The organism is Aestuariirhabdus sp. LZHN29, from assembly GCF_049985285.1.
GTDB lineage: Bacteria > Pseudomonadota > Gammaproteobacteria > Pseudomonadales > Aestuariirhabdaceae > Aestuariirhabdus.
This window is the reverse complement of sequence record NZ_JBNIEU010000001.1, coordinates 545,858-561,052: the sequence shown is the minus strand read 5'-3', so window position 1 is coordinate 561,052 and position 15,195 is coordinate 545,858. Positions and strand designations below refer to the sequence as shown.

The 15,195-nt window shown below is 55.0% G+C and carries 12 protein-coding genes and 1 pseudogene; 8 read left to right on the top strand and 5 right to left on the bottom strand.

Features of this window, described 5'->3' with window-relative positions; genetic code table 11:
• Window positions 1-16 precede the first annotated feature (16 nt).
• The 6 genes from ACP3PW_RS02655 (at window position 17) to arfB (ending at window position 8,036) form a co-directional block, all read left to right on the top strand.
• Window positions 17-1,249: an FAD-dependent monooxygenase gene (locus ACP3PW_RS02655; RefSeq protein WP_426415112.1), complete on the top strand. Its 1,233-nt coding sequence runs from the start codon at window positions 17-19 to the stop codon at window positions 1,247-1,249.
• 47 nt (window positions 1,250-1,296) lie between these two features.
• Window positions 1,297-2,805, top strand: coding sequence for a Wadjet anti-phage system protein JetA family protein (locus tag ACP3PW_RS02650; RefSeq protein WP_426415111.1), 1,509 nt, complete (start codon window positions 1,297-1,299; stop codon window positions 2,803-2,805).
• A complete protein-coding gene (locus ACP3PW_RS02645) occupies window positions 2,802-3,611 on the top strand; it encodes a DUF4194 domain-containing protein (RefSeq protein WP_426415110.1) in 810 nt (269 codons plus the stop codon). Before ACP3PW_RS02650 ends, ACP3PW_RS02645 begins: the two co-directional genes overlap by 4 nt.
• A gap of 3 nt (window positions 3,612-3,614) precedes the next feature.
• Window positions 3,615-7,313: an ATP-binding protein gene (locus ACP3PW_RS02640; RefSeq protein WP_426415109.1), complete on the top strand. Its 3,699-nt coding sequence runs from the start codon at window positions 3,615-3,617 to the stop codon at window positions 7,311-7,313.
• Window positions 7,314-7,375: 62 nt separating this feature from the next.
• Window positions 7,376-7,606 carry a DUF1289 domain-containing protein gene (locus ACP3PW_RS02635; protein ID WP_426415108.1) on the top strand — a complete coding sequence of 77 codons (231 nt, stop codon included), beginning with the start codon at window positions 7,376-7,378 and terminating at the stop codon, window positions 7,604-7,606.
• 7 nt (window positions 7,607-7,613) lie between these two features.
• On the top strand, window positions 7,614-8,036 hold the full coding sequence (gene arfB / locus ACP3PW_RS02630) for an alternative ribosome rescue aminoacyl-tRNA hydrolase ArfB (protein WP_426415107.1): 423 nt from the start codon (window positions 7,614-7,616) through the stop codon (window positions 8,034-8,036).
• A 96-nt stretch (window positions 8,037-8,132) separates the two neighbouring features.
• Here the strand turns inward: arfB and dbpA are convergent, their stop codons facing one another.
• Complete coding sequence (gene dbpA / locus ACP3PW_RS02625) at window positions 8,133-9,509, bottom strand: ATP-dependent RNA helicase DbpA (RefSeq protein ID WP_426415106.1); 1,377 nt, start codon at window positions 9,507-9,509, stop codon at window positions 8,133-8,135.
• Window positions 9,510-9,617: 108 nt separating this feature from the next.
• Between dbpA and ACP3PW_RS02620 the strand changes: the two genes are divergently transcribed.
• Together ACP3PW_RS02620 and ACP3PW_RS02615 are read left to right on the top strand one after the other, a co-directional pair.
• Window positions 9,618-10,034, top strand: a complete 417-nt coding sequence (locus tag ACP3PW_RS02620) for a DUF2007 domain-containing protein (RefSeq protein ID WP_426415105.1) — start codon at window positions 9,618-9,620, stop codon at window positions 10,032-10,034.
• 144 nt (window positions 10,035-10,178) lie between these two features.
• Complete coding sequence (locus ACP3PW_RS02615) at window positions 10,179-10,901, top strand: spermidine synthase (protein WP_426415104.1); 723 nt, start codon at window positions 10,179-10,181, stop codon at window positions 10,899-10,901.
• A gap of 358 nt (window positions 10,902-11,259) precedes the next feature.
• Here ACP3PW_RS02615 and ACP3PW_RS02610 read toward each other — a convergent pair whose 3' ends face one another.
• The 4 genes and pseudogenes from ACP3PW_RS02610 to ACP3PW_RS02595 all read right to left on the bottom strand — a co-directional run.
• Window positions 11,260-12,624 carry a DegQ family serine endoprotease gene (locus ACP3PW_RS02610; protein WP_426415103.1) on the bottom strand — a complete coding sequence of 455 codons (1,365 nt, stop codon included), beginning with the start codon at window positions 12,622-12,624 and terminating at the stop codon, window positions 11,260-11,262.
• Window positions 12,625-12,703: 79 nt separating this feature from the next.
• Entirely contained in the window at window positions 12,704-13,321 is a 618-nt protein-coding gene (locus ACP3PW_RS02605; RefSeq protein ID WP_426415102.1) for an Hsp20/alpha crystallin family protein, read from the bottom strand.
• Between the two features lie 79 nt (window positions 13,322-13,400).
• Entirely contained in the window at window positions 13,401-13,880 is a 480-nt protein-coding gene (locus tag ACP3PW_RS02600) for an Hsp20 family protein (RefSeq protein ID WP_426415101.1), read from the bottom strand.
• Between the two features lie 228 nt (window positions 13,881-14,108).
• Window positions 14,109-14,780, bottom strand: a pseudogene (locus tag ACP3PW_RS02595) (TCP-1/cpn60 chaperonin family protein); the annotation flags it as partial.
• Window positions 14,781-15,195: the final 415 nt, after the last annotated feature.

The window sequence follows — 15,195 nt, the reverse complement described above, 5'->3', positions numbered from 1 at the left end:
ATGGATTACGACGGCTATGCAAACGACATTTGATGTGATCATCGTAGGCGGCGGTATGGTGGGCAGCGCGCTCGCCTGCGCTTTGCGCGAGTCGTCGCTGGATATCGCCCTGATCGATGGCGGCGACCTGCGGCCCGATAGTACGAAGATCGATCCCCAATATTTTGACCCCCGGGTCAGCGCATTAACGGTCTCTTCGGAGCGGTTTCTGAGGCATCTTGGGGTGTGGTCGACGATGGAGGCCAGCCGGGTCAGTCCCTACCGTCATATGCAGGTATGGGACGCCGAGGGGACGGGGAAAATCGAGTTTCATGCCGATGATATCCAGCACCCCGTGCTGGGTCATATCGTAGAAAATCGCATCACCCAGAGTGCACTACTCGAACCCCTGCAAAAGAGTCAGCGGGTGAGGCTGTTTCCCGGGGAGCGGTTGCAAACGCTGCTGGATGATGGCGAGGTGGGCCCAAGGGTTCGTCTCGAATCGGGCCTTGAGTTACAGGCCCGGTTACTCGTCGCCGCCGACGGGGCGAACTCCCAGCTGCGGGCCTGCGCAGGGTTCGCATTGCGCGAGTGGGATTATCTTCATCATGGCATCGTGACCACCGTCGAGACCTCGGAGTCACACCATAAAACCGCGTGGCAGAGTTTTCGCGAAAATGGCCCTCTGGCGTTTTTGCCACTGCCTGATCGTGGGGATGGGCGCCACCACTGCTCTATTGTCTGGTCCAATGTGCCGGACGAAGCAGAGCGCCTGATGGCGTTGGGCGATAGCGGGTTTTGCAGTGAGCTTGAACGCGCAATCGAAGCGCGTCTAGGGCGGGTGTTGAGTTGCGATCGCCGCTACTGCATTCCGTTTCGCCAGCGCCATGCCGTCGACTATGTGATGCCGGGCATTGCCCTGGTCGGCGATGCAGCCCATACGATTCACCCCCTGGCAGGGCAGGGGGTCAACCTGGGGTTGATGGACGCTGCCGCACTGGCGGAGGTAATCTTAACGGCCTGCGAGCGCGACGATGACTTTGCTCGCCTGGCGCTGCTGCAGCGCTACCAGCGCCAGCGCAAGGGAGCCAATCTGGCGATGATGGGGGTCATGGAGTTTTTTGAGCGCCTGTTTCACGCCCGCTCCATGCCGCTGCGAATATTGCGCAATAGCGGTATGCGCTGGGTCGATGACGCTCCCGGATTGAAACAGCAGCTGGTTCGGCGCGCCATGGGGCTGGAGGGCGATCTGCCCCGCTTTGCCCGTTAATTGTCCTTTTTTATCTCTCTTTTCCGACCTGGCAGGTTGCCCCCGGTATGAATCAGACCCTGTTTTTCGATGACCAGCATCGGCATTTTTTTAAACCCCTGAGCGGGAAGTATCGGGAGGGAGTAGCGCAGTGTTTGCGGGCGCTCTATAGCCATGTTTACGGCAGTATGGCCGACTACGGGCACCATTTGGTGCGATCCCAGATCATCGATCTTTTTACTGAGGCGCTGGCGTTGGCACCTGCGCTGGGCGATGAGGAGGCCGACGACAAGCTCGAGGACGAAGCTGATTTCGAAGCCGCGGGATTGCGCGGCGAGCGCGAACGAGCCGGTTGGGTGCTCAACCGCCTGCTTGAGCAGGGCTGGATAGAGCAGCTGTTTGATGAAGTTAATCTGCAGGGAAGCTACCGCTTTACCCGCAATGGTCGCCTGTTTGCCCAGCCCCTGGTGGACAGTGAGCAGCAGCGCTTTCGAACCCGGCACCGTAACACGCGCAACACCCGTAATGGGTTGCGAGCGTTTTCTGATCGTGGTGAGATTCACGACCTGCTGGATGCCTGGGAGTTTTCGGAGCGAATTATTAGTGATTTTTCGGATCTGGTGACCGAGCTGGAAGATCGTAAGCGCCAACTGGTGATGGCCGTAGAGCAGCAGTTGTTGGTGCAGCAGGCGAGTGAAGATTTCTTCGAATACATGGACACCCGGTTTGAGCCTGATATTGCGGTGCGCCTCTCCGCCGACAGCGTTGAAAAGTACCGCGACGAGATCAACCGCCTGATTCGGGGTATCAAGCGTAAAGATAACCGCTTCAAGGCCGAGGCCGAAAAACAGCTGCGGCAATCCCTGCCCAACCATGTTGGGGATCGTCGTCAGTCACTGCTGATAACGGTGCTCGAAGGGATTGAGGTGCGGGTGAAGGGAGCTTGTGAAGTGATGCTTCCTCAGGTTCGTCAGGCGCTGCAAAGCTATACCCAGCGAGCAGACATTATTATTCGCCAGATAACCTATCTGGCAAGTCAGCAGCGCGCCGATATCCAACAGGTATGCGAACAGTTGCAGCAGCTACCGCATCCTGTGCAGGAGCATCGGCTGCAACGCGCCGCTCAGCAACTGGCGGGAGTCTCCCTTGGTTTTCTTGATCCGGCCTCGGTACGCCTGCGGGAGCGGCGCAGTCTGCGCAGGGTAGAGACGCACTTAAAGAACGAAGGGCAGCTGGATCCCGGGGCGCGCAAGCAAGCGTTTATCAAAGAGGCGCTGGATAAGGCGTTTGTTGTTACCTCTCAGGATTCGCGCCGTTACCTGGCCGGCGCGCTCGCGGCTGGCGAACGTATTCGCAGCGACCAGCTCCCGGTTACTGATGCGCGACAACTGCTTTCACGAGCTCATCTGATCGAACTGGTGTCGATCAATGACCGCTCCAGTGAACAGCGCATCCGCGTACGTTTTCTCGAGGACGAGGCGGGCGAAGATCAACTTCCGGGCCGGGTTGATGACAATGATTTTTTTACACGTGCCGATCGCTTTGAGATCTGGTGCGAGGAGATTAGTAGTTCGTGATTACCTCTTTATTGCAGCAACAGCTGGCCAAGCAGCAACTTGAACTTGGTGCTTTTCAGCAGGTGGTTCAACGCCTGTTGGACTATGGCGTGATCTGCCGGGACGAAAGCCAGACCGAGCAGGAACTGTACGATCGTTACCTGCGAATCAAGTCGCTGGTAGATGACTATCTAGGTGTGATCGGGGTTCGCATTGAGCACGATGAGCTTTTCAATTATCTGAGGCTCTATCCGCCCGGAGCGCAGGTGCCTGGCATGGATGACCAGTCCAGCAGTTTTTCCGGATTCCGCACCCGGCCTGCCCAAGCCGAAGTGGCACTACTGCTGGTGCTACGCAGTCAGTATGAGCAGCGGCTTCGTGAGGGCCAGATCGATGATGGTGGTTGCGCTATGGTCTCCCTGGAAGCGGTCAGTATTGCGATGAAGAGCCTGCTTAATCGCTCCTTGCCCGCTCAAAGCACCGACCGCCGGGCGCTGTTTCGGGCCCTCAAGCGGATGCGGGTGATTCAGTTTGGACAAGAGGAAACCCTTGATAGCGGTGAGGCCTGGTTGCGAATTCGCCCCATGATTACCTCGTTGGTGAGCCATGAAGTGCTGCAGGGTTTGATGGAGCCCCATGGTGAGGATGACGCGACCGTCGAGCCCGGGTTGGTGGCGGAGTCTGAAACCCCGCCAAGCCCGCCATCGGCGGATGCGGCTGAGGAGACCCCGAGCGGTCATGCAACGGATGAGGCTGCGGCGGCTATTGATGTCGTTGTTGCTGAAGAAAAAATAATTCACTCATCTTTATTTGGTGAGGAGATCTAGTCGATGTATCTCAAACGCTTTGTTTTTATTAACTGGGGTAATGTGCCGGCGACCGAGTTTGATATGGGGCCGGTCAATCTGCTGTCCGGCGCGTCGGGCAGCGGAAAGACCACTGCAGCCGATGCCATTCAGACCATCATGACCGCCGCCAAGAATAATCTGTTTAACTATAATCCCGGGCAGGATGAAACAACCCAGAAGGGGCGTGGGGGCAAGCAGGTCAGAACCCTTGCCTCCTACGTGCTCGGTTGTGATGACGGTAGCTTTGCACGCCCCTGGCGTTGTGACGGTTTTCTTGCGGCTGTGTTTTATCCCACCCAGGGGGAGGATGCAGCGCCCTTTACCGCGATGATCGGTGTTCGCGCCGATTACGATACGGCGGGTAAACAGGCCGTTGCCCGCGAGCTGGACTCGCGCTTTTTTATTATTCCCAACGAGCAGCTCTGTAAGCAGGACTTTTTTAAGAGTCCCGAGCAACTGTATACCCTCGACGAACTACCGGCACAGTTGCAGCAACGCTTTGGCAAGCGCGGGGTTGAGGAGTACAGCACCAAAAAATCCTATCTCGGGCGCCTGTACGGGGCGTTGCGAGGGCGTGAGGGTTCGGTGAGTGAACGTGAATCCCATACCGCAGCGCGGGCATTTTCGCGGTTTATGGCTTACAAACCGGTGGGTTCTATTACCGATTTTGTCGCTCAGGAAATTCTCGAACCCCGGGATCTTGGCGAAGCGATTCGATCCGTCTCCACGATGATGAAAACCATCAATGGTATGGAAGCTGACGCGCGTCGCATCCAGCAGGAGATCGATCGTCTGGAGGGGGCTGCACTGCTGAGTTCTACCTATTTGCAAGAGTGGGTGCGCAGCAACACCCTGCGCTACACCGAAGCGCGGGTGGAGTACCTGCAGGTGCAGACGCAATACCTCAAGGAGAAGCAGCGCCAGCAATCCCTGCGAGATGCCCTGGGTGACAACGAGCAGCAGGCGCGCACCGTCGAGCAGCAACAACAGCGGTTGCAGCAGCAGTTGATTCAGCTTGAAGCGCGCCGCATGGGTACCGCGGTGCTGCAACAGAAGGATGATCTTCAGCAGGCGTTGGATCAGCAGCAAAAGCAGCTGGTTGAACAGGCACTGCTGCTGATGGGCGAAGACTCCCTCCTCAACGACAACCTGGATGCGGCGGTGATGCAGCAGCAAGTGCTGTCCGACAAAGTGTTGCGCGATCAGCTTGAACTGGGCGGCTTGTATGAGCAGGCGCAGCAGGTATTGGAACTCGGTGGTAACGGTCTTGATTACACTCGCCTGCAACATCAGGACTGGGTCGATATGGCGCCACTGGAGGCGCAGCTGCAACAGGCGCGCAGGTTGCAAAAAGTACACGGTCAGTTGGCCGCGATGCTGGTCGGCGAAGATTCGCCGTTGCCGCGTTTGCAGCGTTACAGTGGCCAGCGTGAAGAGCAGTGGCAGCGGTTGAACAACCAGCGCAAGCAGCTCGAACGGGATATTGGAAACCTTCAAAATACACAGCAGGTGCGCTATCCCCGTGCGGTCGCCGATGCCCTGCAGGCGATCCGCGAGCAATGCCCCGAGGCCGATCCCAAGGTACTGTGCGAGTTTGTTGAGGTGGTGGATGGCGACTGGCAAGCGGTGATAGAGGGGTATCTGGGGGGCAGCCGTTTTGGTCTGATTGTAGAGCCGGAATATGAGGCGCGGGCGATCGAGATCGTGCGCAGCATGAAAGGCCGTAGCAGTGCCAAGGTGGTTCAGGGCAGCAAGGCCCGGCAGGACGCGGCGCGCCAGCAGCTGGCGCCCGACTCCATCATCCAGCTGATGGAGTTTGGAAATGCCGTGGTGAAGGATTACCTGATCGCCAGCTACGGTAGCGTGCAGCAGGTACGCAGTGCCGAACAGCTGCGCCATACCCGCCGTGGGGTTACTGCCGCCGGCATGGGGTCGGGCAGTTACAGTATGTGGCGTTGTGACCTGGAAGATAGCGAGCTGGTGTTTGGTAAAGCGGCACGCCAGCGAGCCCTGACCGCCAAACAGCAGGCATTGATAGAGCTGCAGCAACAGGTGGAGGTGGCACGCCAGGCCAATGAACGCATGGACCAGTTACTGGCGTCGTTGGCCCGTATCCGTCCATTGCAGGTGGCGGACCGCATCGGTGCGATGATCGAGTACCAGCGAGGAATTTCGGAGTTGGAACACCAGCTCGCCGGACTCGATCTTGATGATCACTCCGAACTCGAGCAGGAGCTCACCGAGCTACGGGAGCGAGTACGCGAGTGCGAACAGCAGCTCCTTGCCCAGCGTGAACTGAGGGGGCGAGACCAGCAGCAGTTGGAACAGGTGGAGCAATCACTGAAACGCTTCGCCGACCGTCAGGAGCGCTATCTGGAGGCGGTGGACCAGCGCGAGTCGGACCTGATGGAGGTGGCTCGCCACCTGCCCGAGTGCAACCCGGAGGCGCTGTTGGCCGCTGCCGATCGTGAGGCAGAGGGGGCAAGTGTTGAGCGTTTGCGGCTTGAGAGTGAGGGTGCTTTGCGTGAGCTGCGCCATGGGTGCAACCAGTTGGTGCAGCAGGTGCGTGAGCACAATCAGCATTGCCTGGCCGGTGATGCGATCTATCTAATGATCGATGCAGCGGATGAGCCGGACGCGCAGCTTTTTGCCAGTATCAGCAAGATTCACCGAGACCTGGAACGGGTCAGCGATAAGCTCAAAGGCAACGTGCTGGTTGAAAAGCGCGATCGCATTAGCTCTCTTAAACGTAAGTTTGATGATACCTTTATCGATCACCTGTGTGGCGCTATTCACCAGTCCATTAGCGATGGCAAGCAGGTACTTGAAGATCTCAACGACGAGTTGCGGCACCACAGCTTCGGGCACGAGCAAGAGGTGTATGAGTTCCGCTGGCAGTGGATTCCCGAATATAGAGAGTACTGGCGCTTCTTCGAAGAGATTCGCCAGATTCCGGTAGGTGACGGCGGCAGTTTATTTGCCAGCGAGCTGCCCGCTCCATTGCAGCGAGTGCGGGACAGCCTGGTCGGTATGTTGCTCGACGACGATGACCAGAAAGCGTTGCGAGAGCTGGAGCGAATTGCGGACTATCGAAACTACCGCAGCTACGAAATTGTTAAAAAGATCGAGGGCAAGGCGGATATCGCCCTGAGTCAATACGGTACCGGCAGCGGAGGTCAGCTGGAAACGCCGGCCTATGTTATCCGCGCGGCGGCGATCACCTCGGCCCTGCAGTTTAATCAGGGCAATAGCCATCTGCGGATGGTGTTGGTAGACGAAGCATTTTCCAAGATGGATGAGGCGCGCTCGCGGGCAGTGTTGGAATACCTGACGAAAAGCCTGGGCTTGCAGGTGATCTTTATTATGCCCTCCAAGGCCTCGGGTCCCTTTATGGATATGGTAAGTAACCAGTTTGTCTTTGCCAAGGCGCCGACCGACCAGCCGGCGAGCGGCAGCCAGCTCAACACCCGGGTATTCGTCGATCGCAAGGAGTTGAATCGGGAGAAGATCAAGGTGCTATGGGAAAACCACCGCCGCACCATTCGTCATCAGGCCGCGCTCGATTTTATGCAGACGGTGTTGGCGGACGAATCCGCTGGGGATGAGGAGCGCGCGGCGGGTGATCGCCCCCTCCCGGTACTTGCCTCTGGCGATGAGGTAGCGGTCGGGTATAATAGTTGACTAAATTGGTGGGTAAGACCCACCCCGCAGGGCATCAGCCCGTTCAACGATGGAGTCGTAGTATGAAGTTTTCCCCCTGTATCAGCGAGTGCGTCAAGGGTGAAGCCGTGTGTAGCGGTTGTGGGCGGTCGCGAGAGGAGATTAACGGGAGTAAGGATCTGGTACAGGGTCTGGTCGACTTTATGGCGCAGATGGAGTACGACAATCCGGAAGCGTTTCTTGATGTGATCAAGGCCAAGGCACTGAAGAAGTACAGTGCCCTGCAGGCGATCAAGCAAGCCCAGCGAGCCTGAATTTCCCATGCCACTGCAGATATCCAATGCGGTAGTGCTGGCCGACAGTGAGTGGGAGATTAGTGCCGTGCGTGCCCAGGGGGCGGGCGGCCAAAATGTTAATAAGGTGTCGAGCGCGGTGCACCTGCGCTTCGACATCAACGCGTCGTCGCTGCCGGAGTTCTATAAGCAGCGCCTACTGGCCTTGAGCGACAGCCGCATCTCCAAGGAGGGGGTGGTGGTGATCAAGGCGCAACAGCATCGCACCCAGGAGCGCAACCGTGAAGATGCCCTGTTGCGGCTGCAGCAGCTAATACAGGGAGCTGCCGTGGTTCAGCGTCGGCGCATCGCTACCAAGCCGACGCGGGGTTCCCAAAAGCGTCGACTCGATCAGAAATCCCAACGCAGCGCCATCAAATCAGGGCGTAGTAAGAAAGACTGGCAACAGTAGCCGAATACGTCCGCAGAGCACGCCATGGATCGACGGGCGCGCGACCCTCGTAACGATCTTTGGTCTCGTAATGATCTTTGGTATTGGCATGGAGGCCTAAAGCGGTCTCACCTTGAATTTGCGTCCCTTGATTTTGCCGTTAATCAGGCGACCCAGGGCGTTTTTCGCGCTCTTGTGGCGAATGGCTACAAAGGCGACGCGGTCGAGGATATTGATCTTGCCAACATCACCGCCGTCGATGCCCGCCTCCCCCGTGAGGGCGCCGAGAATGTCGCCAGGTCGCATCTTGTCCTTGCGTCCACCGGAGATGCACAGGGTCACCATCTCGGGTGTCAGGGGGGCGTAGGACTGTTCCAGCTGGTGTAGCTCGCCGACCGGCAGGTGCTGCTTAAAGTAATCTTCTATCGCTTTTACCTTATGCCCCTCGCGTTCGCCATAGAGGCTCAGGGCCAATCCCTCTTTCCCCGCGCGACCGGTGCGGCCGATACGGTGCACGTAGGTTTCGGCGCTGTGGGGCAGGTCATAGTTGATGACGGCGGCCAGGTCGCTGATGTCGAGTCCGCGGGCAGCAACATCGGTGGCGATCAGGGTGGCGCAGCTGCCGTTTGAAAACTGAATAAGGGCCTGATCGCGATCCTTCTGGTCCATGTCGCCGTGCAGGGGGGCGGCACTGAAACCATGTTGTGTCAGGTATTCGCTGACATCCTTGCACTGCTGTTTTGTGTTGCAGAACACTACGCAGGAAGCGGGGCGGTGATGGCCCAGCAGCTTCATCAATAATGGACTCTTCTCTTTGTTCTCTGCCGGGTAACGCAGCTGCTGGATCTGGCTGTTGCTGTGCACCGACTCCACGCTAATCTCCACCGGGTCCTGCTGGAAGCGTGCGCTGAGCTCGCGAATCTGTTCGGGATAGGTGGCTGAAAACAGCAGGGTCTGGCGTTGGCCCGGTATCTGTTCGACGATGCTTTCGATGGCATCGATAAAGCCCATATCGAGCATGCGGTCGGCTTCGTCCAGCACCAGCGTTTTAACCGCGTCGAGGCGAAGTGTGCCCTTGCGCAGGTGATCCTCGATGCGCCCCGGGGTTCCTACAACTACGTGGGCACCGTGCTCCAACGAGCCGATCTGGGGGCCGATGGGCTGGCCGCCGCAGAGGGTGACGATCTTCAGGTTTTGCTGGAAACGCGCCAGTCGGCGCAGTTCGGTTGCGACCTGGGTGCTGAGTTCCCGGGTCGGGCACAGCACCAGAGCCTGCACGCGAAACATGGCGGGTTTCAGGCGCAGCAGCAGGCCAATACCGAAGGCCGCTGTTTTACCGCTACCGGTCTTGGCCTGGGCGATCAGGTCTTCACCCTTGATGGCACGGGGGATGGCCTGAGCCTGGATGGGGGTCATCTGCTCGTAACCGAGTTGTTGCAGGGTATCGAGCAGGGTTGCCGGTAAAGGCTGGGAGGAGAAGGCGGTATCGGACACGGCGGGCTCACAGCAGAAATGGGGGAGGGCGCATTGTAGCAGAGTCGGACACAAAGCCTTATTGCGGATTACCGAAGCTGCTAGACTGGGGGGAGGAGGACTTTTCCGATGCTAGTAACGATCGCCAGCTACTCCTTCCCCTACGAAGCGCAGATCGCCCGGTCGCGCTTGCAGGCGCAGGGAGTCGATGCCTACGTGGCCGATGAGCACACCATCAATATGCAGTGGTTCTATTCTGACGCACTCGGTGGGGTGAAGGTGCAGGTGACTCCCGCCGATGTGGAGCGTGCGCGCTCGATTCTGGCCGAGGATCTCTCTCAGGAAGCGGATCTTGTGGCCTGGGCGAGTTCGCCGTCGGCGGTAACCTGTCGCCACTGCGGTGGTACCCACCTCGAACCCTATACTTCGGGCAAACGGATGGCATTCATGATGTTTCTCGCGCTGCAGTTTCCTCTCTGGCCCGGCCATCATGCGCTGCGCTGCCGGGATTGCGGTGAGGTGGATCGCTATCCTCCCCAGATCTGACCGTTAAAGCGACTCCGTGCTCAGGGGTCGGTAAATCAGAACCTTAACATCGAGAGTGTACGTCGAGTCGATGGCGGATTTATTCTCAGCCTCTCAAATAGTGTTAGAGTGATGTTTTCCCGCGCGACGACGAGTGATTCCCCCATGAGCTTTCTCTTTGAAGAGCTGGATTTCCAGCAGACCCCGTTGGGGGAGATCAGCCTGCGCAAGCGCGCCGAACCCCGCCTGGATGGTGAACTCCTCTATGAGGTGATGTTGAACAACGAGTGGCTGATGTCGAGCCTGTTTACCGAAGCGGAGATTCAGCTGTCGCGGCTTGGGCTGGCGGCGCTTAAGGGCGATGCGCTGGATGTGGTGGTCGGCGGGCTGGGGTTGGGATACACCGCCGCGGCCGCGCTAGAGGATTCGCGGCTGCGCTCGCTCTGCGTGGTGGATGTGATGGCGCCGGTGATCGACTGGCACCAGCGCCATCTGGTACCGTTGGGCGAGACCCTGACCGGCGATGATCGCTGCCAGCTGGTACTGGCCGATTTCTTCGATGTAGCCACCAACCCAAAGCGGGGCTTCGACGGCAGCGACCGCTGCACGCCGGTGGACGCAATTTTGCTGGATATCGACCACTCCCCCAGCCACTGGCTCAACCCCGGCAACAGCACTTTCTACTCCGTCGCTGGGCTCAAGGCGATGGCCGACAAGCTGCACGATGGTGGCGTCTTCGGGCTCTGGTCCAACGACCCGCCCGAAGCAGAATTCGTAGCACTGTTGGAGTCGGTGTTCGGCAACAGCCAATCCCATGTCGTGCGTTTCCCCAACCCCTACCGGGTCGAGGAGTCCACCAATACGGTGTATGTGGCCGTCAAGGGCTGAGGCTCGGGCGGCAGTCGTCCTGCAGGGCTGTGGCGTTTAAATGGTGTTTCCCGTGAATCTGGATGCCCGCCTGCGCGAGCATGACAGAGAGGTTGGGTTTGCGCAGATCGGGAGTTAGCCGGGGTCGAGCTACAATAAAGGCGCCGCCATCTCCCCCCTAAACCCTCTCAGCCGGCAAGCAATGGGGTAATGGTCCGAAAGCGGCCCGAAGGGGCGAGACAGGGAGGTCGAGCTGGCTCGTGAGGGCAGGATGCCCTCTCGAGACGCCCGGATCGTTAGCCTGTGACCTTTCCCCCAAATTTACCGCCAATCAAAACAATTGTATTAGCAGGTCAGCCCAAGGGCTGACCAACTTCTTTTATCGAATAACAATAAATAATGAATCACCACCTCTATTGACCTGTAAAAGCACAGAGAATTTATTTCTAGACAAAGCATTCTCCAAAGACTCTAGGTCATATACTCGCCGCTTATTGGCAGCGACAATAACATCACCCGGCCTTAACCCACTGTAAGCCGCACTGCTATTTGGTGCGATACTGGCAACTCTCACACCTTCCTGATTTGGCTCACTTTCAAACTGAACCCCTTCTAGCAACTCATGAAGCTTTCCAGTTAAACGTGCGAGAGAGCTAGCCTTACCCACTTTAACCTTGATTCGCTCTTCATCACCATCTCGCAATATCGCTAGTGTTACTTTATCACCTATTGCTCTCATACCGATTTGGCTTCTAAGCTGTCCTGTCGATGCTGTTTTTTTGCCATCCACGGCAATAATTACATCACCTGATTTCAACCCAGCATCTTCTGCTGGAGAGTCTTCCATTACATTCGTTACAAGAACACCTCCCTGTCCATTCTTGATATCGAAAGCTTTACGCAAGTCGGGCGTAATATCTTGAATGCCAATTCCGATTTGCCCACGTTTCACTTCACCATGCTCGATAATTTGCTCCATACTGGCTTTGGCCATATTGGATGGAATAGCAAAGCCAATACCTACATTTCCTCCAGATGGTGCAATGATGGCCGTATTAATGCCGACCAACTCTCCCGCAAGATTGACTAACGCACCACCGGAATTACCGGGATTTATAGAAGCGTCGGTTTGAATAAAATTTTCATACCCTTCAATACCTAAGCCAGTTCGCCCCAATGCACTGACCACACCGGTCGTAACAGTTTGTCCTAGACCAAAGGGGTTGCCGATTGCAACAACAAAGTCTCCCACTTCCAGAACATCAGAGTTAGCGATCTGCACCTCAACCAAGTCATCGGCCTTTATTTTAAGAATGGCAATGTCTAGCTCTGCATCCTCACCTAATACCTTTGCTTCAAAGCTCCGCCCATCGGCCAATGAAACCTGAACTTCATCAGCCCCTTTAATCACATGATAATTGGTCATGACAACACCATCATTGGCATTAACAACCACTCCCGAGCCAGCACTTTGCTGCCTCTTTTTTGGTGTTTGCTGAAACTGTCGTTGCTCCGGAATATTAAAAAAATGTCTAAAAAAGGGATCGTTCAACAATGGGTTGTAGCTATACTGCTGTGTAGAAAATGTAGATATATTTACTACAGCAGGATGAACTTCTTTAATCATTGGCGATAATGATGGAAAAGGTTTCCCGTCACTGTTCACATTTGGCAACGCAGCTTGCGCTTGCCCAAACACAAGCATAAGAATAAAAATGAAAGGAATAGCTAGTTTTTGCTTCATTATGTCTTTCCTCCGTAATCGTTTTAACCTGAAATTGGGAGGAGGGTTTTCCCTCCTCCCTTAAATTTAGCCCTTATAGCTACGATGAAATTGAAATACGTTTTACATCGTCTTTGGGCAATCCTTTACGTGGAATTTGAATAGCCAACAAACCATTTTTCATATTGGCTGAAATCTCATTCCTATCAGCATCTTCAGGTAATGACAAAGTACGTTGAAAAGACCCAACACTGCGTTCTACGCGATAGTACTGTTTATCTTTACTTTCGTTTTTTTCCTCCTTCTGTCCTTTAATAACCAATGTGTTGCCATTCAGTTCAATCTGAATATCGTCTTCTGACAGTCCAGGCAGATCGATCGATACCTCATACTCTTTTTCACTGCCTGATACATCCAGATTCGCTCTATAATCACCCAAGATGGAATGATCAAACAGGCTGTTATTAAATATCGATGTTGGTCGCGCAAGTCTTGAGCCCGAGGACATGCCAAATGAGCGCCACACGTCATCAAACAGGCGGTCCATTTCATTATGCAATTGCATTAAAGAACCCACTGCCTGATTCTGCGGGGTGGCAAGTTGCTTGCCCTGTGATGAACTTTCACCAAGAGCATCTTTTTTCGATACTGGAATTTGGTGAGCAGAATCATCTTCATGCTTAAACCAATTCCAAGGTTTTAATTTTTCAATGTCCATGGGGCACCTCCAACAAGTCAGGTTGAAAAACGCTTATAAGGTTAAGAGGAGGGCGCACATACGTGCACCCTCAACATCGCTAAGCAGCCTTATCGCCTTTAGTGCTTTTCTCTTCACCTTTATGCTCTAATACATTGCCATCTTGATTAATAGCAATGGATTTTGGCTTCATCGCTTCGGGAATTTCTTTCTTCAAGCTTATGGTCAACAAGCCATTAGAAAGATCAGCACCGGTTACTTCAACATAATCAGCAAGGTTGAACTTTCGCTCAAACGTGCGATTAGCAATGCCTTGATAAAGGTATTGACGCCCATCTTTAGTAGCTTTATTACCTGCTACAGACAACACGCCTTTTTCAACCTGAATATCCAGTTCCTCTTGAGAAAACCCTGCAACGGCCAACGTAATGGCATAGCGATTCTCATCAAGTACTTCGATATTATAGGGAGGGTATCCACTGGTAGTGGATTCGGCAGTCAATGCATGATTGATCAATGATCCTAAGCGATCAAAGCCGACACTGCTGCGATAGAGTGGAGTTAGGTCAATTGCGTTCATGGTATATCCTCCGTTAGAAGCAATATAAGATAAAAACAATCAAAGGTGATTCGGTTTCCAAATGGACAACCTCTCACACGACTCTATCTAGGGTCTACCAAACAATTTTCAATAGTCTTTCTTATAAAATTTATTTATTTTTTAACTCGCGATTAAAACTAGTTTTAATATTAAAAAGGGAGGGGGAGTAATACTCCCCCTCATTACGGTCATAAAGTCAGCTTTAGATCAGGCCCAGCCACCCGCATCTGGCATGGCAGGAACCTCACTCTCCTCCTTAGGCGCATCCGTCACCATGACTTCAGTAGTCAACATTAATCCTGCAATAGAACAGGCATTTTGCAAGTCTGAGCGCGTCACTTTTGCTGGGTCAATGATGCCCATTTCTATCATGTCACCATATGTTCCAGTTTGGGCGTTATAGCCATAGGTACCATTTTCATTTCGAACCTTTTCGAGAACAACACTGGCTTCAACGCCCGCATTATTGACGATTTGTCGAAACGGCTCTTCCATGGCGCGTAGCGCAATTCGCGCTCCAACCTGTTGATCTTCATTCGCGAGCTTCAGATCTTTGGCTTTAACGGCTTCTGCAACACGGATAAGGCTCACGCCACCACCCGCTACGATACCTTCTTCAACAGCAGCACGCGTTGCATGGAAGGCATCATCTACGAGGTCTTTTTTCTCCTTCATTTCAACTTCGGTGGCCGCACCGACTTTAATAACCGCAACACCGCCAGCCAGCTTAGCGACTCGCTCCTGGAGTTTTTCCCGATCATAGTCTGAACTGGTGTTTTCTATTTCAGATTTGATCTGCAACATCGAAATGCCTGTTTTTTCCTTATCTCGATCTTTTTTTGTCGCGGGGCACCGAGATTTAAGATGCTTTTTATGGAGCTCTTCATTACTAATTGGTGCTTTACATTCAGGGAAAGGTCAGCAGGAGGAGCAAATTTCGTGAATCTGGATGCCCGCCTGCGCGAGCATGACAGAGAGGTCGGGTCTGCGTGAGCATGACAGAACGTTGGGTTTGCGCATATCGGGAATCAACCGGGGTCGAGCTACAATAAAGGCGCCGCCATCTCCCCCCTAAACCCTCTCAGCCGGCAAGCAATGGGGTAATGGTCCGAAAGCGGCCCGAAGGGGCGAGACAGGGAGGTCGAGCTGGCTCGTGAGGGCAGGATGCCCTCTCGAGACGCCCGGATCGTTAGCCTGTTGCGCAGCGAAGCCGAAGGCCGGCTGGGTGGAGCGCGCTTTCCTTTGCTTACTTTCGTTTTCGCGTAAAACGAAAGTAAGTCGTCCGGCGGGGCGA